18 protein-coding genes are annotated in these 20,800 nt (G+C 36.4%); 12 read left to right on the forward strand and 6 right to left on the reverse strand.

What is annotated here, in order from left to right:
• The first annotated feature begins 10 nt into the window (after window positions 1-10).
• Window positions 11-1,051 (forward strand): pesticidal protein Cry7Aa, encoded by a 1,041-nt coding sequence (locus tag B3C18_RS05245; protein WP_291143495.1) that lies wholly within the window; start codon window positions 11-13, stop codon window positions 1,049-1,051.
• Window positions 1,048-3,399 carry a glycosyltransferase gene (locus B3C18_RS05250; RefSeq protein WP_291143498.1) on the forward strand — a complete coding sequence of 784 codons (2,352 nt, stop codon included), beginning with the start codon at window positions 1,048-1,050 and terminating at the stop codon, window positions 3,397-3,399. Before B3C18_RS05245 ends, B3C18_RS05250 begins: the two co-directional genes overlap by 4 nt.
• Window positions 3,400-3,521: 122 nt before the next feature.
• Here the strand turns inward: B3C18_RS05250 and B3C18_RS05255 are convergent, their stop codons facing one another.
• Window positions 3,522-4,124: a 2,3-bisphosphoglycerate-dependent phosphoglycerate mutase gene (locus B3C18_RS05255; protein ID WP_291143500.1), complete on the reverse strand. Its 603-nt coding sequence runs from the start codon at window positions 4,122-4,124 to the stop codon at window positions 3,522-3,524.
• 289 nt (window positions 4,125-4,413) lie between these two features.
• Here B3C18_RS05255 and B3C18_RS05260 point away from each other — a divergent pair, with 289 nt between their 5' ends.
• The 8 genes from B3C18_RS05260 (at window position 4,414) to B3C18_RS05295 (ending at window position 12,089) form a co-directional block, all read left to right on the forward strand.
• Complete coding sequence (locus tag B3C18_RS05260; RefSeq protein ID WP_291143503.1) at window positions 4,414-5,112, forward strand: DUF6629 family protein; 699 nt, start codon at window positions 4,414-4,416, stop codon at window positions 5,110-5,112.
• Window positions 5,113-5,243: 131 nt separating this feature from the next.
• On the forward strand, window positions 5,244-5,903 hold the full coding sequence (locus B3C18_RS05265; protein WP_291143505.1) for a BON domain-containing protein: 660 nt from the start codon (window positions 5,244-5,246) through the stop codon (window positions 5,901-5,903).
• A gap of 28 nt (window positions 5,904-5,931) precedes the next feature.
• Window positions 5,932-6,243 (forward strand): hypothetical protein, encoded by a 312-nt coding sequence (locus B3C18_RS05270; protein WP_291143508.1) that lies wholly within the window; start codon window positions 5,932-5,934, stop codon window positions 6,241-6,243.
• 7 nt (window positions 6,244-6,250) lie between these two features.
• Complete coding sequence (locus B3C18_RS05275) at window positions 6,251-6,742, forward strand: hypothetical protein (RefSeq protein WP_291143511.1); 492 nt, start codon at window positions 6,251-6,253, stop codon at window positions 6,740-6,742.
• Between the two features lie 27 nt (window positions 6,743-6,769).
• On the forward strand, window positions 6,770-7,666 hold the full coding sequence (locus tag B3C18_RS05280) for a J domain-containing protein (RefSeq protein ID WP_291143514.1): 897 nt from the start codon (window positions 6,770-6,772) through the stop codon (window positions 7,664-7,666).
• A gap of 30 nt (window positions 7,667-7,696) precedes the next feature.
• Complete coding sequence (locus tag B3C18_RS05285) at window positions 7,697-8,506, forward strand: universal stress protein (protein WP_291143517.1); 810 nt, start codon at window positions 7,697-7,699, stop codon at window positions 8,504-8,506.
• A 35-nt stretch (window positions 8,507-8,541) separates the two neighbouring features.
• Window positions 8,542-11,052, forward strand: coding sequence for a cation-translocating P-type ATPase (locus tag B3C18_RS05290; protein WP_291143520.1), 2,511 nt, complete (start codon window positions 8,542-8,544; stop codon window positions 11,050-11,052).
• On the forward strand, window positions 11,049-12,089 hold the full coding sequence (locus B3C18_RS05295) for an AI-2E family transporter (RefSeq protein ID WP_291143523.1): 1,041 nt from the start codon (window positions 11,049-11,051) through the stop codon (window positions 12,087-12,089). The genes B3C18_RS05290 and B3C18_RS05295 overlap by 4 nt, the downstream gene beginning before the upstream one ends.
• Here the strand turns inward: B3C18_RS05295 and B3C18_RS05300 are convergent.
• From B3C18_RS05300 to B3C18_RS05315, 4 genes are all read right to left on the reverse strand, one after another.
• Window positions 12,086-12,835, reverse strand: coding sequence for a YoaK family protein (locus B3C18_RS05300; RefSeq protein ID WP_291143526.1), 750 nt, complete (start codon window positions 12,833-12,835; stop codon window positions 12,086-12,088). The genes B3C18_RS05295 and B3C18_RS05300 overlap by 4 nt on opposite strands.
• Before the next feature lie 314 nt (window positions 12,836-13,149).
• Window positions 13,150-13,668, reverse strand: a complete 519-nt coding sequence (locus B3C18_RS05305; RefSeq protein ID WP_291143529.1) for a hypothetical protein — start codon at window positions 13,666-13,668, stop codon at window positions 13,150-13,152.
• Between the two features lie 56 nt (window positions 13,669-13,724).
• Complete coding sequence (locus B3C18_RS05310; protein WP_291143532.1) at window positions 13,725-17,090, reverse strand: CheR family methyltransferase; 3,366 nt, start codon at window positions 17,088-17,090, stop codon at window positions 13,725-13,727.
• A 371-nt stretch (window positions 17,091-17,461) separates the two neighbouring features.
• The gene (locus B3C18_RS05315; protein ID WP_291143535.1) at window positions 17,462-18,121 is read right to left on the reverse strand and encodes a BON domain-containing protein; all 660 of its coding nucleotides are present in this window, start codon (window positions 18,119-18,121) and stop codon (window positions 17,462-17,464) included.
• Between the two features lie 383 nt (window positions 18,122-18,504).
• On the opposite strand from B3C18_RS05315, the gene B3C18_RS05320 reads away from it, so the two are divergent.
• Together B3C18_RS05320 and B3C18_RS05325 are read left to right on the forward strand one after the other, a co-directional pair.
• On the forward strand, window positions 18,505-18,990 hold the full coding sequence (locus B3C18_RS05320; protein WP_291143538.1) for a hypothetical protein: 486 nt from the start codon (window positions 18,505-18,507) through the stop codon (window positions 18,988-18,990).
• A complete protein-coding gene (locus B3C18_RS05325) occupies window positions 18,990-19,799 on the forward strand; it encodes a DUF6544 family protein (RefSeq protein WP_291143541.1) in 810 nt (269 codons plus the stop codon). The genes B3C18_RS05320 and B3C18_RS05325 overlap by 1 nt, the downstream gene beginning before the upstream one ends.
• Window positions 19,800-19,950: 151 nt before the next feature.
• On the opposite strand, the gene B3C18_RS05330 is transcribed toward B3C18_RS05325, so the two are convergent.
• Complete coding sequence (locus B3C18_RS05330) at window positions 19,951-20,391, reverse strand: hypothetical protein (protein WP_291143544.1); 441 nt, start codon at window positions 20,389-20,391, stop codon at window positions 19,951-19,953.
• Between the last annotated feature and the right edge of the window lie 409 nt (window positions 20,392-20,800).

Consider the following 20,800-nt stretch of genomic DNA (forward strand, 5'->3'; position numbering starts at 1 on the left):
GATCAGCATTATGATATCGATAAAAAGAGAAGGAATTATACTTGAGAAAACCGAACTTCTCTTTGAGAATGAGGGTGTGATGAATCCTGCAGTTGTCAAAAGCGGAGATTTTCTTCATCTTTTTTATCGCGCTGTAAGCAAGGGCAACCATTCAACAATCGGCTATTGTAAACTAAATGGCCCTTTGAGTGTTATACAGCGTGACAGCATACCTATCCTTTCTGCTGAATTTAATTATGAAAGTCATGGACTGGAAGATCCGAGAATTGTAAAAATAGAAGGGTTGTACTATATGACCTATACCGCTTTTGATGGCGTAAATGCATTAGGCTGTCTGGCAGTTTCTAAAGATTTAATTCATTTTGAAAAAAAAGGTATAATAGTACCCACTATAACCTATAAGCATTTTAGTGAGCTGACCAACTCCAAAAAAAACATCGACAGCAAATATTTCAGATACAACCAGCAAAATGGAATTACTGAAAAAGAAGGTAAAAAAATACTCCTGTCGGATAAAAATGTAGTTTTCTTTCCAAGAAAAATAAAGGGTAAATTCTGTTTTATGCACCGCATTAAACCAGAAATACAGATTATTGTTGCTTTTAAGTCAATCAAAGATCTAACAGCTGCATTCTATGAAGACTATTTTCGGAATTTTAATGATCATATTTTGCTATCACCAAGATACGATCATGAATCCAGTTATGTTGGCGGCGGATGTCCGCCCATAGAAACACCAAAGGGATGGCTTATTATTTACCATGGCGTCAGGGATAGTATAAAAGGACGCATATATTCAGCCTGTGCCGCTCTGGTAGATCTTGATAATCCACAGATCGAAATAGCCCGCCTCCCCTATCCATTATTCAGCCCAAAAAGAGATTGGGAACTGGAAGGAGAAGTAAATAATGTGTGTTTCCCCACAGGAACAGCTATTTTTAAGGATACTTTATATATTTATTATGGTGCTGCAGATGAACACATAGCCTGCGTATCGGTTAGCTTATCGGGTTTGATAAATGAATTAATACTTAATACTAAAAAAAAATGATAATTAATATTCCTTCTCGCAGCCATAGCACTCTTTTGTTAAAAAAAGACAATACGCTTATTTCAGATGAAACAAAAGCTGATAAAACTCCTGAAATTATCTTTATAACCTCATATCCTTCAAGGGAATGTGGCATTGCAACCTATTCTGAGGACTTAATTGCTGCTTTAAACAATAAATTTGAACAGTCTTTTATCATAAAGGTTGCTGCGCTGGAATCAAGTAACGACAACTACACTTATGGTGCTGCCGTTGATCAAATTCTCAAAACCGACCTTCCTGATTCCTACCTTAAGCTTTCTGAGCGCTGTAATGCTGATAAAGCAGTCAAACTGCTTTTAATACAGCACGAATTCGGGCTGTTTAAAAACAATGAGGCCGATTTAATCCAATTCTTAAGCTCATCGATAAAACCTGTTTTAATCGTACTTCATACTGTTTTGCCTAATCCTGATAAAGAGATAAAACAAAATATTGTCGAAATGGATGAACTTATCGACGGATTTATTGTCATGACCCAAAGATCGGCTAAAATACTAAATAGCGACTATGGCATTGCAATGAATAAAATTACCGTTATTGCTCATGGAACCCATTTGGTTAAACATGGGGAAAAAGAAACATTAAAAAAAATATATGGTCTTTCAGGCAGAAAGGTAATTTCCACCTTTGGGCTCCTTAGTTCTGGTAAATCAATTGAAACCACCTTAGACGCATTACCTGTTATTGCCAGCCAAAATCCTGATATCTTATTTCTGATTATTGGAAAGACGCATCCCTCAGTAGTTAAAAATGAAGGAGAAAAATACCGTGATTTTCTTAAAAAAAGAGTCGAGGTCTTAGGAATGCAAGCACACGTGAAATTCATTAATTCTTATTTGCCATTAGAGGAATTACTGGAATATCTGCAGCTTACAGATATTTATTTATTTACCTCCAATGACCCGCATCAGGCTGTAAGCGGCACTTTTTCCTATGCTATAAGCTGCGGCTGTCCTATTATATCTACACCTATTCCGCACGCCCTTGAAGTGCTTGAGGATGGAACAGGGATTATTATTGAATTTGGAAATACGGTACAATTGGCTGAGCAGGTCATGATGTTATTAAAAAATTCACAGTTGCGTAAAAATATTTCTGACAACGGTATACATAAAATGGCACCTACTGCCTGGGAAAATTCAGCTATTAAGCATGCGGGCTTATTTAAAAAAACGATCGGAAAAAAAATAGCATTACATTATAAAATTCCGACAATTAACCTGGAGCATCTCAAAAAATTGACCACTTCATTTGCAATGATTCAATTTTCTGTCCTTAACCATCCTGATATAAATACAGGCTATACTTTGGATGACAATGCCCGTGCATTAGTGGCTGTCTGCCAACATTATGAATTAAACAGAAACCCAGAAGATTTAGAGCTGATTGAGAAATATTACAGTTTTATCAAATTTTGCCTTCAGCACAATGGGAGTTTTTTGAACTATGTCAATAAGGAAGAAAAATTTACCATGCAAAATAATGAGAATCTGGATGATTCAAACGGAAGAGCTATTTGGTCCCTGGGTTTCATGCTGTCTCTTTCCAGTATTTTTCCCATCGGATTTACTTCAGATGCAGAAAACACTATCAATAAGGCGTTGACAAGAGTCAATACTATCTATTCAACAAGAGCGATGGCATTTATCATTAAAGGTATTTATTATCGTAACAAAAATAGTGTCAATTTTGAAAATATTGCCTTGATTAAATTGTTATCGAATCGATTGGTGAAAATGTACCGACATGAATGTAAATCAAATTGGAAATGGTTTGAAAGTTACCTGACTTATGGCAACAGCATAATTCCCGAAGCACTTCTTTGTGCCTACCTGGCCACAGGTGAATATCAATATAAAGAAGTTGCCAAAGAATCCTTCGATTTTCTTTTATCTCATATTTTTACCGAGGATAAAATCAAGGTAATATCAAACAAAGGCTGGCTTGACTCTAAAATGCAAAAAAAAGAAACCATCGGTGGAGAACAACCCATTGATGTTGCTTATACTATTCTTGCTCTTGACAGATTTAAAACTGTTTTTAGAAATTCATCCTATTTGGAAAAAATGGAAATCGCCTTTAGCTGGTTCTTAGGGAACAACCATTTAAATCAGATCATATATAATCCATGCACTGGCGGATGTTATGATGGTTTAGAAGAAAATTATATTAATCTCAATCAGGGTGCAGAATCAACCGTAAGTTATTCGATGGCTCGTTTAACGATGGAAAAATATATTTCTGAAAAAGAACTGCATCATAAAAAAACAGCCAAAATCAATCTCCTTGAACCCATTGGAGTGTAATGTATATCATTTATCAAAAATGCTTCTTAAAATAAAAATGAAATTGCAGATACAACAAGGAACTGAAGTAATCAGATTTATACTCTACACTCAAACTGCGATAAAATTTTATTTATGTTAATTTAAAGATACTTAACCCCCGAGAGCTGTAATTGATTGTTAAAATCATATACTCGGGGAAGGCCCGTGGGAATATTTACTTTGACAATATCAATTGGGCTGATGTTTTCGAGATACATCATCAGGGATCTTAGGCTATTGCCATGAGCTACTATTAAAACATTCTGTCCTATTTTTAATTTAGGTTCGATCTGGGTTTTATAGTACGGAATAACGCGGTTGTAGGTCTGTAGTAGACTTTCTCCCCCAGGCGGGCAGACATCATAACTTCTTCTCCAGATTTCCACCTGGGCAATCCCATACTTTTTTGCAGTTTCCTCTTTGTTGAGCCCCTGCAGTGAACCATACATCCGTTCGTTAAAAGCGCTATTTTTTACAGTTGGAATCTTGACATGCATTTCCTTTAGAATAATCTCCAGACTTTCCTGTGCCCTGATGAGCATTGAAGTATATGCCATGCAAAAAACATATCCTTTGAGTTTTTTCCCCGCAGATTTTGCCTGCTCTTTTCCATGCAGCGTTAGGGAAATATCCAGTGTTCCTGTAAAACGGTTCTCCAGATTGTAAAGCGACTGTCCATGTCTGACAAAAATTAATAACGCCATTTTTTTTCTTTAAAAACAATAGTAAAACTACAGTAAAAAAACAGGCTATAAGTGTTGTAAATCACTTATAGCCATGTTTCTAATCATTGATGCACTGGCTTGCTTACACCAAATTTGCAGGAATCAACAAAAGAATTTAATCCTAGTTCCTTAAAAAAATTAAAATAATGAGAACAATTTTCGCGCTTATCGCATTAGCCGCTTTAACAGCAACCATACTTATGGATACTGTAGGCAGAAAAGTCAAAACAAACAAAGCCAATTCCAAACCTTAAAAATCTATCTCAATATGTGTTTTTCTGCTACAGCAAGTTTTAGTGCCGGTATTATCCTGACAGTCATTAGTGCTGTCGCCATAAAAAAAGTACAGCATCCCTCACAGACTATGTTTGCCATGATCCCTTTAATATTTGCGATACAGCAGTTTGCTGAAGGTTTTTTATGGCTATCCATTCCCGATGAGAAATGGTCCTACCTTCAAACCGACATCACTTACTTTTACCTGATTATTGCGCAGATTATCTGGCCCATTTGGGTTCCGCTTTCCATACTTATGCTCGAGAAAGAACAAACCCGAAAGCAGATACAAAAAATACTGGTAGGAATTGGAATACTTGTTTCGGTGTACCTCACCTATTGCCTGTTCAATTTTAATATCAGATCAGAAATTGACTGTTATCACATAGCCTATATCCAGACCTATCCCGAAACTTTCAGGATAATGGGTGGATTTCTTTATATAGTTGCGACAATACTTCCGCCTTTCTTTTCCCATATCAGGCGCATGTGGTGGTTAGGGGTTTTAGTCCTGGTATCTTATGTGATCACCAGCATTTTTTATGAAAGTTATCTTGTATCGGTATGGTGCTTTTTTGCTTCTGTGATTAGTGTGTCAGTATACTTGATCATGTCTGAAATAAGAATGAGCCATCGCGAAGATATATTTCGCGAAAAGAGCGCTCGAACATTACTAAAAAATGAACTGTAAGGGCGACATTTTGTTGTACTCTTAAAACGAATTTTAATTAAGAAGTAACTACAATCAGCTTTGAGAATGACGGGAGTCATTTTCAAATACCACACTTAAGCGCACCTTTACCTTAATAAATTGACATGCAAATGAAAACCAATGAAGAATTAGAAAAAAAAGTCATCGATGCCCTTAATTGGGAGCCTTTATTATTGGGAGCAGAAATTGGAGTGCTGGTCATTGATGGAATAGTTACCCTTACGGGTTCGGTAAACAGTTATGCTAAAAAAGAAGAGGCCGAGAAAGCCGCCAAAAATGTATTGGGTGTGAAAGCAGTAGTAGAAAAAATTGAAGTAGTACTAAACGACAGGACTCATAAATCAGATAATGAAATTGCGCAGGAAATTATAAACACCTTTAAATGGCATTGGGATATTCCAAGTGAAAGAGTCCAAGCGAGGGTAGAAAATGGCTGGGTATACCTTTCAGGTTCACTGGAATGGAACTACCAGAAAGAAGCGGCAAAAAAAGCGGTCAGAGTGCTTATTGGCGTGAAGGGTATTGTAAACAATATTATGATTATCTCTTTATCCAAAGACAGAATCAACAAAAAAGATATTGAAGATGCCATAGAGCGCAACAGGATTATTGGAAATACAGCAATTACTGTGGAAGTTTTAGATAATGCGGTTACTTTAAAAGGAAATGTAGAATCCTGGTTCGAAAAAAATGAAGCAAGCCGTATTGCATGGAAAGCGCCAGGTGTGCTTGAAGTCAAAAATAACCTGCAGGTAGCGCTCGATCAATAACCTTAATGAATCAATATAAAAAAAAATTATGGAAAAAGTAAATATGGACAGCCTGGTCATTGTAATGGCTGAACTGGAAAAACAAGGATTTACCTCCCAATTCGAGATTCATGGAAAGAGTCTGGTATCACTTAAAACAAATAGTTGTTATAGTGCTGATCAGGTACAAATAACACATTTTTATCGTTTTGAAGGCGAATCCAATCCAGAGGACAGTGCTATTATGTACGCAATTGAAACCTTTGATAAAGAAAAAGGTACCCTTGTGGATGGTTATGGAACAGCTGCGGATACTGCAACTGCAGATTTCATACGCAAGGTAAATAACATTCATAAATAATAAAACCATGTTAGCACAGATAAAAAAATCATCCATACCTCTTTATATCATTTTTGTAATATCAGCAAGTATCATATTACTTAACAGATACACCCAGTTTCATATTAATGACTATCGGGTACATTTTTTCTTTCTCTTCTTTGCGATATCCTCACTGGTAATCATTATTGGTCAATTTTTTAAAAAATTACAGAGCAGCTGGTCTATGATTTTAGTTTTTATAAGCATTGGAATACTTTGCGGACTAAAGGCTTTCTTTACATGGGGTGGAGACTGGAAAACACAAACTGTACTTTACAGGAACATTGAAAATAAAAACCAGACTGTCAATTATCAGCTTCGAGGCGACCGGTTTGCATTTGGATATAAAAAACGAATAGTTGGTATCTATTATTTAGCACCTTTTATGGAGTGGACCACCGATATAGACACGCTTTATTTAGATAAATCAAAATGGAAAAAGTTAAATCTGCAGGTCAATGAAATGAAACTGAAATAGAAAAATCTTAACCTAAAAACTGTCGCGATGGAATTTATAGATTATTATAAAACTCTCGATGTGCCGAAAACGGCCAGTCAGGGAGACATCAAGAAAGCCTATCGAAAACTGGCCAGAAAATACCATCCTGATCTGAGTCCCAATGATAAGCAGGCTGAGATAAAATTTAAAGAAATCAACCAGGCTAACGAAGTGCTGGCCAATGTGGAGAACCGGAAAAAATACGATAAGTATGGAAAAGACTGGAAACAGGCAGAAGAGTTTGAAAAATCAGGCTACAATCCCAGCCAACGACAAAACACTGAAAGAAAGCAGTCTGGTGATTCAGCAGGTGATTTTTCGGAATTCTTCCAATCCTTTTATGGAAATGGGAATGCACAGAGAGGATCGTCATCCAGGTTCAGGGGAGAAGATCTCAGCACTAAATTTCAGATGACTTTAAAAGATGCCTACACAACCCATCGTCAGACCATAAAAGTTAACCATAAAAATATCCGGATCACCATTCCGGCCGGAGTTGAAAATGGGCAGGTCGTAAAAATTACAGGTCATGGCGGCAATGGAATTAACTCAGGTCCAAATGGTGACTTATTTATAACCTTTTCAATAGCGGATGATCCCGATTTTAAGCGGGACGGGAATAATTTGTATACAAATACCCCGCTCGATCTTTTTACTGCCGTGCTGGGAGGCGAAATTGCCGTGAATACTTTCGATACAAAAGTAAAACTCAAAGTGCCTGCCGGAACACAAAGCGGGACAAGGATAAAATTAAAGGGCAAAGGTTTTCCTATTTATAAAAATGACAATCATTTTGGAGATTTATACATCACTTACATCCTCAAAATACCCGTGGAGCTTACAGGGAAGGAAAAAGAACTTTTTCTTGAACTTTCCAACTTAAGGAAGTCCAAAGTAAGCTAAAATAATTATTGAAGTTTAAAAGTAAATACCATGAAAAAAATACTCGTTACCACAGACTTTTCAAATATCTCAAAAGCAGGGATACGATTTGCTATTCAGTTTGCTTGCCAGACACCTTGTGAACTTATATTCTACAGTGTCAATACAAAAGAGCTGAGCGATAGTATTGAAAACTATTATAAGAAAACCACGCAGGATTATAAACTTAAAAAATTCATACTTTCCATCTACAAAACAACTAAAAAACTGGTTGGCAAGGCAGAATTCGTTACCGAGAACCAGACTCACGTGGCTAAGTCCATTATTGCTTTTGCTCAAAAATACAAAGTAGATTACATCTGTATCAATACATCAGGCCCCGGCATTTTTAATCAGCTTATTGGAACTACGGCCTCACAATTGATTACTACTTCCCCTATTCCACTTCTGATTGTACCTTATACCTATCGCATGAGGCCGCTGAATCATTTATTATATGCCTCGGATCTTGCCAAAATTGGTGTTGAACTTCCATTAGTAAAGAAATTCGCCGTTCTATTTGATGCCGATATTGCAGTTTATCATTACAGTGAATTTCTTGATCAGGGCAATTTTAAGAACGATTTTAATGCCATAGCCCACAACTATCAATCTGATAAAGTATCATTTAACTTTAAAAAATTAAATATCGAATTTTCTTTACTGAATCATTTAGAAGTGGATATGCGGAAAATTAGACCATCAATCATTGTCATGTTTACCAAACAGAACCGTGACTGGTTTGAACGTCACTTTCTTTCCAGTAAAACCAAAGAGTTTGGTTTTGACAGCAGTACTCCAATACTTGTTTTCAGAAAGTAAATAAAACAATGAAAGCACACCACAACTAAACAACAATGACTGAAAATAAATTCCATACGGACGGTTTAACCACTGCACAAGTCCTTGCTGCGAGGAAAAAATATGGGCAAAATATATCGTCCTACAAAAAAACGAACCGATATACTGCTGCGATGCTACGCATGATCAAGGAACCGATGATGATTTTATTAATGGTAGCATCAAGTATTTATTTTATTAGCGGCAAAACTGCTGATGGTATATTTTTAGCATCCGCAATTGTCTTGATTGCAGCGATTTCTTCCTATCAAAATGCAAGGAGCCGAAACGCCCTGGAGCAATTAAAAAATTACACGAAGCCTAAATGCAAGGTGGTCAGAAATGGAAACGTTGTGGAAATTAAAACAGAAGATATTGTTATGGGCGACAGCCTTCTGGTTGAAGAAGGTGCTCTGGTCCCTGCAGATGGAATCATCAGTCATTCCAATGATTTTTCTGTAAATGAATCGATTCTAACCGGGGAATCAATGTCAGTCAGCAAAGATAAATCTACCAAAGACAATACTATTTATCAAGGCACCACAGTTGCAGCAGGACTGGCCATCGCCACTGTAAGTGCCATTGGAAGCGATACCGGCCTGGGAAAAATAGGCAAAAGCCTTGAGGGAATAAAAGAGGAAAAAACACCTTTAGAGATTCAAATCGGCAGTTTTGTTAAAAAAATGGCCATTGTCGGCGCACTTGTTTTTTTGATTGTATTGGCAATCAACTATTTCCATTCCTATAACATATTTGACAGCTTACTTAAAGCCCTCACCCTGGCAATGAGCATTCTGCCTGAAGAAATCCCTATTGCTTTTACCACTTTCATGGCTATTGGTGCCTGGCGCATGATGAAAGAAGGAATTATTGTCAAACAGATGAAAACAGTTGAAACTCTGGGAAGTGCCACTGTAATCTGCATTGATAAAACAGGTACCATAACTGAAAACAAAATGAGCCTGGCCAAGATTTTTTCTTTAAAATCTGCTAAAATTACCGATATCGAAGACCCATTGTCCCAAGAGGAAAAAAAGTTAATTTCCTTATCGATGTGGGCAAGCGAGCCTATTGCTTTTGATGCTATGGAAATTGCCCTGCACGAGGTGTATACAAAAGTGGTCCAAAAAGACGAACGTCCTGATTTCAAATTGGTACATGAATACCCCCTGTCAGGAACACCTCCCATGATGACCCATATTTTTGAAAATAAATCAGGCACCAGAATCATTGCTGCCAAAGGAGGCAGTGAAGCACTGATGCAGACAGCTGCACTGAGCGCAGAGGAAAAGAAGATGATCCTAAAAGCAATAGAGGAACTGTCCATTGAAGGTTACCGCATACTGGCAGTAGGCGAAACCCGTTTTGCCTCTGATAATTATCCTAAAACCCAGCAGGAATTTAAATTTGAATTTATCGGTCTTCTCGCTTTTTATGATCCTCCTAAAAAGAACAGCAAACTGGTTTTACAGCATTTTTACAAAGCCGGCATACAGGTAAAAATCATCACTGGTGATAATGCCCTGACAACCTCCTCCATTGCAGAGCAGATAGGTTTCCGGGGATATGACAAAAGTATTTCCGGTGATGAACTGATGAAACTCACCAAGAAGGAGCTCAAAAAAAGGGTTATGGATACCAACTTATTTACCCGAATGTTTCCCGAGGCCAAATTAAAAATTATAAATGCGTTGAAAGCAAATAAGCAAATTGTGGCCATGACCGGTGATGGCGTAAACGATGGTCCGGCATTAAAGGCAGCGCATATCGGAATTGCGATGGGCAGAAAGGGAACGGAAATTGCCAAACAGGCGGCATCCCTTATACTAATAAATGATGACCTCTCGAGAATGGTGCATGCCATTGCAATGGGAAGGAAAATTTATGCCAATATTAAAAAATCAATTCAGTTTATCATTTCAATCCATATTCCTATCATATTTACTGTCTTCATTCCGCTGGCACTGGGCTGGAGATATCCCAATATATTCTCACCGATCCATATTATTTTCCTGGAACTCATCATGGGCCCTACCTGCTCTATCGTATATGAGAATGAACCTATGGAAAAAAATACCATGGCGCAGAAGCCCAGAACTTTCACATCAACATTTTTCAACTGGAAGGAACTCTCCACCAGTATTGTTCAGGGAATCGTAATTACCATTGGAACTTTATTTATCTACCAATACTGCATTTATCAGGGGTATAATGAACAGCATACCCGAACCATGGTTTTTGTTGTACTGGTAACGGCCAATATCTTTCTAACCTTGATGAACCGTTCTTTTTATTACTCTATTTTTACCACGCTGCGCTATAAAAATAATTTAGTTCCTATCATTATAGGAACTACCATTTTCGTTACGGGTTTACTGCTTTATGTAAAACCGTTTGCGGCATTCTTTACATTTGAGCCTCTGCAGGCCCTTCCTTTAGGCGTCGCAGTGGGAATTGGCTTTTTATCTGTAATCTGGTACGAATTGGTAAAACTATGGAAGCGTAATTTTAAAGAATTTAAACCATGAGAATTTCCCTTAGCCAAATAATAAAAAAACTGTTTCTCTTGTTTTTAATTTTAACAGGATTGTATTTTGCCAAAGACCTTCTGATTCCCTTGAGTATTGGAGGGATTCTGGCGGCCTTATTTTTGCCGCTCTGCAATTGGATTGAAAGTAAAAAAATATCCCGAAGTATTGCTATCTTGTTTTGCCTGCTAACATTCTTATCTGTAATTTTTATGGTCATAACGATATTAGGCTTCAAAATTTCGGAGCTTTTAATGGATTTAGCCTTTATCAAGCAAAGGGCAATTGAATCGGGAACCCATATACAGAAATATATTTTTGATCATTTGAATATTTCTGTGGATGAGCAATTTATTATCCTGAAAAATGAACAGCCTTCCTATTCTAATATACTGCAGAGCGTCTTAGGATCTGCCACCTATTTTTTTACGACTTTTATTCTGGTGCTGGTCTATTTTGTTTTTTTACTGCTTTACCGCAATCATATCAAAAATTTCCTGCTCAAAATTACACCGGAAGCGCAACAGCCAGAAATGGAAAATATCCTGCAGAGTGCGGCACATATTTCTTATCAATATTTGACAGGTGTCTCCAAAATGATTTTCCTGTTATGGATTATGTATGGTATTGCCTTTAGTATCACAGGAATTGAAAATGCTATTTTTTTTGCAGTCCTTTGCGGTCTTTTGGAAATCGTTCCATACATCGGTAATATTACAGGTACTGTTTTGACCCTTCTTTTTGCTGCCATAAATGGGGCTCAACCCATCATGCTTGCCGGAATTATAATAAGTTATGGCATCATACAAATTATACAAACCTGGATTTTTGAACCTCTGATTATAGGGCCGCAAGTAAAAATAAATCCCCTTTTTACCATTATCGCACTAGTACTGGGAGAACTTCTTTGGGGAATACCCGGCCTTATTTTGGCAATTCCCTTAACTGCACTTCTTAAAATTGTCTGCGATCATATCACCTTATTGATGCCGTATGGCTTTTTAATCGGCACTATTGAACCCGATGCCCGATCCTAAAACTGCCTGTCTTTAGTATTTATCTTATACCCGTATTTTCTTTCCAATAAGACAATTTCAAACCTGATCCTCTCATATAAAAGACCTGAAAGCAGGGCCGCTGCACCAATGAGCAAAACATGCAGTCCCATACTGGAATAAAAAATACCCCCTGTAATTCCTCCAATGAAAAAAAAGCTGATAATGGTCAACCGTAATTTTATCGATACAAAGAGCTTTTTTCTAAAGAGTTTCTCACTGTAAAAAAACAATTGGGACAATTCAATTCCAAGATCTGTAAAAAGACCCGTCAGATGTGTTGTTCTCACTGTGGCATTTGAGATTTTTGTTACCAGTGAATTCTGCAGGCCCATTGCAAACAATAAGCTATACGCTATAGCATCCGGGCTCCGGAGAATTAGATGTTCTCCAAAGGCTGCAATTCCAAACAAAATCGCACTTTCAATGGCTGTTGGAATTACATAGCTGTATTTCTCATTTTTTCTAAGAAGAAATTCCACAAGCAGGCTCGAGAAAAAAGATCCCAGGAAAAAGAAGAATATGTATAAAAAATAAATAAATCCCTGGGTGAAATCAAGCTTAAAAATTTCATCCACAAAAAAAGCAAAATGTCCTGTAACATTGGTCGTTAATTTTTGAACTGCCAAAAAGCCAGCTACATTTACCAGTCCGGCCACAAAAGACAGCAAAGAGGCAATTTTAAGATTATGTTTTAGATTTCTTTTGCTTCCCTGGTGCTTGAACATTGGTTTTTAATATTTTCAAATTATAATAACCTTCTAAATGTTGTGGTTATATTTTACTCCGATGACTTCCTTTTTCGTATACCTAACCACTTGTTTTTAAATATACAGGCTTACTGAGCAAAATAGTAGTTTTCTATAAATTAATTTTTACTTTATTTTTTTATAATTCACTATCTGCAAAGCCATCTTCCCCTTTTCTTGGCGGCCATGAACCGCAGGATTCCATCCAGCACTCCCGCCCTGTATATTAAATCAACGAGAAAATCAAATAAAATTTTGTTATATCGGAACGATAAATTTGCAGGTTTTATTCATTATTTGGTTGTATTGACTACCTGAACCTTTGTTGGGATTTTATCAATGGTAATAAAAGAATTCAGCAATAAAAGAATAATTGCAATAGAAATGGCAATTGTTGTCAAACCGATGCCCTGATTATACCTTTTATTTGCTTTGAGAGTGGCAAGATTGTTTTTGATATAACATACTTTATTTGCTTCAATTTCATAGTGCAGAATTTCCTTATATGACTTATTGATTAATGCTTCATATTTTGTTACAGATAAAGCCTGGTCAAGTGGTTTATTTCTAAAGATACTCAGCATTAAAAGGATAGAGGTTATAAATAATACAATGGGGACAATGGTAATTAATTGAATAGTTTGATTCCCTCCTTCTAAACTGTTTAAAAAAAAGGGAATAAATAGTACTGTAAAACCGATAATTGTTGCGGCATAGGAATGCTGTTGGCGGTTAGAACCTACCTGCTTTTCGATAATTTCTTTAGAATTCAGGGTAATAAATTCTAAATATCTAAGGTCTTCTTCCATCATAAAAAAATTTTAGGTATTAAAGCTGTAAAAAACTTTTTTTACAGTATAAGCTAATTTTAAACTGGCAGTATCACATGAAATTCTGCCCCAATATTCTCCTTGGCTTTTGCAAAAATAATCCCATTATGATTTTCGATAATTTTCTTTCCAATCGAAAGCCCAATACCTGTACCCTGATAGGCATTACTGCTGTTAAGTCTTTGAAAAATAGTAAAAATTCTATTTTCATATTGTTCATTAAAACCAATACCATTGTCTTTAACAACTATCTCATAGTATTGCAGTTTAAAATCCAATTCGGGATGCTTTTTAATTTGTGTAACGGTTAGTTTTTTGGAACTGATCTCTATTTTGCAAACCCCACCGTCATTTTTACAAAACTTAACTGCATTACTGATCAGGTTATAAAACAGCTGGTTCATCTGCAGTGGAATGCCTCTGATAACGGGCAGCTGACCAACTTTTATATCAAAGTTGCGTTCCTGTACCAAAAGCTCAAAATCAATTAGAATATTTTCCACAACCACATTTAGGTCAACTGCTGAAAACTGCCTGTCGGGGTTATCAAGATAGGAATAGGCCAACAGATCCTGGATCAGCGTATTCATCCTGGCTGAGGACTGGCTGATTTTTTCAAGCAGCAAGAGTGCAGGCTCAGAAATTTTTTCCTCCATTTGCAAAATCCTGCTTATAAACATCAATATTTTGCGCAGTGGTTCCTGCAGATCGTGGCTGGCTACATAGGCATATTCATGTAATTTTTTATTGGCAATATGCAATTGCTGGACAGAGTTTTCTAATTCCTTATTGGCAGTAAGTAAATCCACTGTGCGCTCCTGGACTTTAATCTCCAGATCATCGGACAAGACCTTCAGTTTCTTTTCAACATTACGGCGCTCGGTAATATCTTCAATAGCCAGCAGGATCAATTCTTTTTTACTGGTTTCATTAGTGACCTGTCTGGCATTTAGCAGCATGATACTTTCACCGTATGGCAAAAGATTTATCGATACCTGATAATCATCGAGCTGAATTTTTTCCTCTAGAACCTTCTCCAGCATTTTTCGCATGGGCATATTATCAAAAAGATGATTTTGAATTTCATAAATAAGCCTGCCCGTTGCCTCCTCTTTGGTAATGTTGTATTTCTTGGAAAATGCCCTGTTAATATTTTTTATTATCAGTTTGTTATCCAGTATAACTATTGGTTCACGCAGCGTGGCTACAATAGCCTCGGTATAATTCTTGGAAATATTGATTTCCTGCTGTTTGTTTAAAAGCTCCTGGTTAATCTGCAAAAGTTCTTCATTGCTGGACTGCAGCTCTTCCTTGGAGGACTCGAGCTCTTCATTGAGACTTTGGAGTTCCTCGCTTCCGCTCAGCAGTTCTTCATTTGCGCTCTGCAATTCTTCGTTGGAAGCTTCCTGCTCTTCACTTATTGCATTTACATCATCGTGTATTTTGGCCAGTTCTTTCTCAAGCTGGGCAATCTTTCTTAAGTTAACATTCTCACGTATTTCCTCAGTAGTAAGCTCCATAGTGGCGGGTTGCTGACTGTTCATGTTTTTTTTATAAAATACCACTAAAAAATGAGGTTCCGAGGTATCAGAGAGCGGCCGTATCTCAATAGTAATCTCACTTATACTGCCTTTATTTTTAATCTGAATTCCGTCTTTTATTACAAGTTCCCCGGTTTCTTTGGCATTATGCCATGAATTACGAAGCTCAAAAGCAAGGCCTTTACGAGCCATTTTAAGCATATTAAATGTTGGTTTTCCTACAGAGAGTTCAATAAATTCTGCAATGCTCCCGTTAATGTGTACAATGTCCATATTTTCATTTACGATGGCACTGGCAGGAGTATATTCCAAAAGCAAAATAGATTCGGCGCTTTTTCTAAAATCCTCTTTTATAATTTCCTTTCTTTGAATATCGGATTTAAAACTTTTCAATTTATCACCAACACCCCAGCCCGAACGCAGCAACCTGCCGGAAACCTCTTTTTTTACGTAAATTTTTCCCGCTTTGTCAAATGGCTGAAAAAGATCAGCCGCAGGAACAGTGGTTTCTGATTTTCCCAAAAATAAAAACCCGCTTTCCTTTAAAGCGTAGTGAAATGTGTTTAATGCTTTTTTTTGCAAAAAGGCATCCATATAGATAAAGACATTCCTGCAGGTAATTAAATCCATTCTGGCAAAAGGAGGATCCGCGAGAAAGTTATGAACTGCGAAAACACATAAATCCCTGATCTGTCTTTTAATAGTATACCCACTGCTGCTTGTTGTAAAATATTTAGAAATAACGGCTGGGGAAACATTACGCATTTGAGATTTTATGTAAAATCCAATTCTCGCCTTGGCAATTGCTACTTCTGAAATATCTGACGCAAAAATCTGAATTTCCTTTCCCAGTAGATTCTCTCCTAAAAATTCGTGAAGGGCAATGGCTATTGTATAAGCTTCTTCCCCTGTAGAGCATCCCGCAATCCATACGCGAATTGCGTTACCTTCTGTCACTCTCTCAGCAAGTAAGGGGAAAACTTTTTCCTTTATTATCTGAAAAATTTTAATATCCCTGAAAAACTCCGTTACAGGTATGAGCAGATCATTAAATAAATCTTCGGCAGCCAGTTTATCACCGCGCAAAACTTTAAGGTAGTCCCTCAAAGTAGTGATTTTGCTTAATATCATCCTTCTGGCAATACGCCGGTGTATGGTGGTTTGTTTGTAAAAACCAAAATCAACACCGCTGTGAAGGTGCAGAATTTTAATAATTTCCTGAAAAACTGCTTCATCATTAAGCTGATTATCATCGACTTCAAGAAATTTTTCCTTTGAAATTTCTATTAATTTCTCCACTATTTTATCCGGTGAAAGTATATAATCTACAACACCTGCGCTAATTGCATTCTGCGGCATTTCGTTATGGGAGGCTCCGCTATTCTGAGCAAATGTAATTCCTCCGTGCTTTTTAATTGCTCTAAGTCCAGAAGTACCGTCAGATCCATTTCCCGAAAGAAGTACGCCACAGGCTAAATTAAGATGAATCTCGGCCAATGAAGTAAAAAAAATATCTATTGTCTGATTTTTTGTATCCTTTATGCGCGGACCCAGCTTCAGCACACCATCAAAAGAGGTCAGTATTTTGTTCTCCGGAATAACATAAATGGTATTTGGAGCCAATTGAATCTCATCTGTAATTTCAGTTATTGGAATTTTAGCCACACGGGATAGAAGTTCGGTAAGCATACTGTCATGCGATGGATGCAGATGCTGCACTATAACAAAAGCCATATGAGAATCTTCAGGAATAGCACCAATAAAATCGGTAAAAGCCTCAAGCCCACCTGCAGAAGCACCAATACCTACTATGGGGAAGTCCTGCCTGGTAGCCTTAGGCAGAATATTTTTTATGTTATGCATGACTTGTCTTTTAATTGTTTTTTAGCGCATTTACCTCAAGGCACAGGAATCCAAAAATTTACCTGCTTAAATGCCGAAGTTTAATAAATACTTCGAGGATAAAATAGGTTCGTTGCAGGTAAGTTGGAAAGTCTTAGCTAAGTTTTATAATAAACAGCAAAAAAATAAGATTATATCTTATTCCCAACCAGCTTAAATTGATAAAACCCTACTGATTGTCAGTGAGTACATCCTAGATAATCTGGTAATTACCGTTTATTCATTTACAGGTTTAGTTTCAAATATACGCTTTAATAAATGCTAAGCAGTTTATTTTTTTTAAACAGTGAATCAGGCCTAAAATATCCAATTATGAATTACTTTTTCTGCTATCAATCAAATTCTACAATAAGTTCGTTGTCAACGTACCATACCCCAGTGGTATCCCATGCAATTCTTTCGGCCTCCTCCTTCTGATAAAGCGAACTGACAATACCGCTTAAAAATATAGTTTTGCCGTCTACTCTGACTTTAATATTGCCAATATCAAGAATCCAGCTGAGACTGAGTGCTTTGCGTACAATTTCTTTCTCGATTTCATTATTTATTTCAGCTTCTATCTGTATCTGGTCAATAACTCCCCTAACACCATCCAGATACCGAATAGCATTATCTGCGGCTTTCCTTTGGAAATTCCAATGCAGAATACCTTCCAGTGTGACCCATCCATCGTTCACTGTAACTTTTACCTTGTGATTAGGGACAGCCCACTTTTCCTTTAGTGCCTTAATTACCGAAGCTGCAATATCTTGATCATTTCTAATGGATGAAGCAGAAAGTTTAACCTCTATATTGTCTATAACAGACTTAACCCCCGAAATGTGCTTTACGGTATGCTCAGCCTGCTTTTTATTGTTATAGTTATCAACGGTTCCCGAAAGAGTGACAATACCCTCATGGACACTAACTTCGATTTTACCAGAGTTTAGAAGAGGCTCCCATTTAAGGCCTTCAACAACTTCTTTACTTAAAACATCATTACTTTTTTTCATTAGATTTTTTTTTAAAGTTTTAACCTTTGAAAGGTGCTCATTAAGAAGAAAATCACCTAATTCAACAGGCAAAGATGGCAAATGAAGAAGTGAAAAAAAATGATTTCAGTCCGTATAATAAATGATAAGAAACATCTTTAATATCATTAACCTTTCAATACACAGCTGCCTTAGAAATATGTCGAGAATCATATTTTCAAATGCTGCAGATCATTTTAGGACAGGTTCTTATCAAGCACCTTTGATGCAATATGCTGCCACTGTAGTTGAGATTGTTTTATAGCATTTCGAAATAAAAAGCACTAATGCTTTTTGATACACAAAACCGAAACTTAAAAAAGATGCCGCGTATTTCAAATAATAATCTAAAAGAAAATATTCAGATGAAAAAGAAAGGCCAATTGATACATATTTTATTTCTCTTATTTCTCGCACTAAGTGCAATTGGCGGCGGCATGGCACTGATTATTTCACCTTCCGGTAAATTATTGGGCGGACTGCCTTTATCTATCCTGAAATCTTCCCCTTTCTCTGATTTTCTTATTCCCGGAATTATCTTATTTTTTGTTTTAGGAATTTTCCCAATTTTAATTGTATGGTCTTTGATCAAAAAACCTATTATTCCTTTTATGGAATATTTCAATCTCTTTAAGGATATGCACTGGTCGTGGAGCTGCAGTATCTACGTCGCTTTTATTCTTATCGTCTGGATACAGGTTGAAACATATTTTATCCAAGGAGTAGGCTGGCTACAAATGTTCTATATGCTTTACTCCATTCCGATGCTAATTCTTGCATTATTGCCGCAAACAAGAAATAGCTATGCTCTTAAAACGATTAAATCCCATATTATTAAATCTTATTTATAATGACAATTACATGTAGTATCATTGGAATTATACTACTTATTTTACTTTTGGGAAAAACAAGTATGCATTTCAAATTCAAAAAGCAAGTCTCTGAATTATTAGAGAATGCAGAAACTCTCTCTGATAAAATCTATAACAGCAGTCAACTAACTGGATTACCCTACCCTGTTCAGCAATATTTTAAATATGCCTTGAAAGACGGACAGCATTACATAAGTTCAGTTCAATTAGAACACAAAGGATTATTCAAAACCAATTTGAAAAAAGAGTACATCACTATTACGGGCGAAGAGTACTTTTCTGTTCAGCCGCCACAATTTATCTGGAAAGGCACAACTTCAATGTTCACCGCCATCGACAGTTACATTGCCGATATAGGAAATCTAAAAGTTTCAATAATGAATATTTTTACTGCAGTAGATGGCAAAGGCATTACATTTAATGAAGCTGAGCTGCAGCGCTGGGTGTCTGAAAGCGTATGGTTTCCAACAAATTTATTGCCATCAGAAAAGATACAATGGTCAGCACTGAATACAGATACAGCCAAATTATCGTTCTCTTACAAAGAGGTCTCTTTTGATTATATTGTCACATTTAATGAGGCCGGCCAGATTGTTGCAATGGAAACACAACGGTTCATGACCGTTGCAAAAAGAGAAAAATGGATTTGCAGGATGTCTAACTATAAGGAAATTGATAATATAAAAATCCCCTTTGCAGCAGAAGCATCGTGGAAATTATACACAGGAAATCACAGTTATGCTAAGTTTGAAATCCAAAAGATAGCATATAATAAAAATCATTTCTAATAATGAAACCAGAACAGTGCTGCCTGACCTATATTTTTGATCCCTTAAATTGGTATTTTATCAATAGGAATCTTCAGACAATCGCTTTTATCCTTCTTTGACTTATCTTTGAGCAAATTTTAGAGAAATAAAGAACATTTGCGTTGGACGTTTATCTTAACTGTTTTAAAGCCTCTTCTAACTTAAATTTCTCCTGAAAATAGTCTTCTTTTAAGGAGTCAATTGTGTGCTGTAAAGCCGGATCATATTTTTCAATATGAGTTGCAAATTCTCTAATATATTTTACTTTTTTCTTCAATTGATCAAGATGCTGTTGCGCTTCCCCAATACATGTATTTATGTACTCGCGCTCATCTGGCGGATGTGATTCCACTTCGCTTCTCTGCTGTTGTATAGTCTGCTGTGCCGAAGCCATTATACTGTCTGATTCCCTGTTCATTAAAAACCACTTTCTAACCATCCTTTCACTGATGCCAGAGATCTCAGCTGAATCTGTCTCAATACCATTTTCATTTGAACCTGTCCAATCCTTTTTTTGGCAGGAATATAACAGTACGGCCATGACAACCAATATGCATATCTTTGTTTTCATCTGTTTGTTTGTTAATTTTCCTTTTACAAAATTGAAAATGCTTAATCTGAAGATTTTAAGTTCCAGCTAAATAAATTAACGAGCAGAAAAATGGAACGATAACTGAAATGATTTACGTCTTCTGTAAAGGGAATTAATAAGGGATAAAATTAGACTAAATAGAATTTCAGAAAAATGATATCTATCAATTCAATATCTGATATCAAACAGATTTTATTGTTCACTATTAATTTGATATGCTGCAATGACAATTTCTTTTTAAAACATACGGATCACGAAATTTTATTATTATTGGCAAGCAAATTTTGAAATATTATTTTTTTGAAATTATACCTATTTTTGTCATCTACTGTAGGTTGTCAAGCTGTCTATTATCTCAATTCTCAATATTATTAGTTTTGTGGTAAAC

This window comes from Flavobacterium sp. UBA7680, from assembly GCF_002482975.1.
Classification (GTDB): Bacteria; Bacteroidota; Bacteroidia; order Flavobacteriales; family Flavobacteriaceae; genus Flavobacterium.

Coding starts and splice junctions, on each gene's coding strand:
- B3C18_RS05290 (WP_291143520.1), top strand. CDS start 8,542: ATGACTGAAAATAAATTCCATACGGACGGTTTAACCACTGCACAAGTC.
- B3C18_RS05275 (WP_291143511.1), top strand. CDS start 6,251: ATGTTAGCACAGATAAAAAAATCATCCATACCTCTTTATATCATTTTT.
- B3C18_RS05280 (WP_291143514.1), top strand. CDS start 6,770: ATGGAATTTATAGATTATTATAAAACTCTCGATGTGCCGAAAACGGCC.
- B3C18_RS05325 (WP_291143541.1), top strand. CDS start 18,990: ATGACAATTACATGTAGTATCATTGGAATTATACTACTTATTTTACTT.
- B3C18_RS05270 (WP_291143508.1), top strand. CDS start 5,932: ATGGAAAAAGTAAATATGGACAGCCTGGTCATTGTAATGGCTGAACTG.
- B3C18_RS05245 (WP_291143495.1), top strand. CDS start 11: ATGATATCGATAAAAAGAGAAGGAATTATACTTGAGAAAACCGAACTT.
- B3C18_RS05295 (WP_291143523.1), top strand. CDS start 11,049: ATGAGAATTTCCCTTAGCCAAATAATAAAAAAACTGTTTCTCTTGTTT.
- B3C18_RS05260 (WP_291143503.1), top strand. CDS start 4,414: ATGTGTTTTTCTGCTACAGCAAGTTTTAGTGCCGGTATTATCCTGACA.
- B3C18_RS05305 (WP_291143529.1), bottom strand. CDS start 13,668: ATGATGGAAGAAGACCTTAGATATTTAGAATTTATTACCCTGAATTCT.
- B3C18_RS05310 (WP_291143532.1), bottom strand. CDS start 17,090: ATGCATAACATAAAAAATATTCTGCCTAAGGCTACCAGGCAGGACTTC.
- B3C18_RS05300 (WP_291143526.1), bottom strand. CDS start 12,835: ATGTTCAAGCACCAGGGAAGCAAAAGAAATCTAAAACATAATCTTAAA.
- B3C18_RS05320 (WP_291143538.1), top strand. CDS start 18,505: ATGAAAAAGAAAGGCCAATTGATACATATTTTATTTCTCTTATTTCTC.
- B3C18_RS05250 (WP_291143498.1), top strand. CDS start 1,048: ATGATAATTAATATTCCTTCTCGCAGCCATAGCACTCTTTTGTTAAAA.
- B3C18_RS05330 (WP_291143544.1), bottom strand. CDS start 20,391: ATGAAAACAAAGATATGCATATTGGTTGTCATGGCCGTACTGTTATAT.
- B3C18_RS05265 (WP_291143505.1), top strand. CDS start 5,244: ATGAAAACCAATGAAGAATTAGAAAAAAAAGTCATCGATGCCCTTAAT.
- B3C18_RS05285 (WP_291143517.1), top strand. CDS start 7,697: ATGAAAAAAATACTCGTTACCACAGACTTTTCAAATATCTCAAAAGCA.
- B3C18_RS05315 (WP_291143535.1), bottom strand. CDS start 18,121: ATGAAAAAAAGTAATGATGTTTTAAGTAAAGAAGTTGTTGAAGGCCTT.
- B3C18_RS05255 (WP_291143500.1), bottom strand. CDS start 4,124: ATGGCGTTATTAATTTTTGTCAGACATGGACAGTCGCTTTACAATCTG.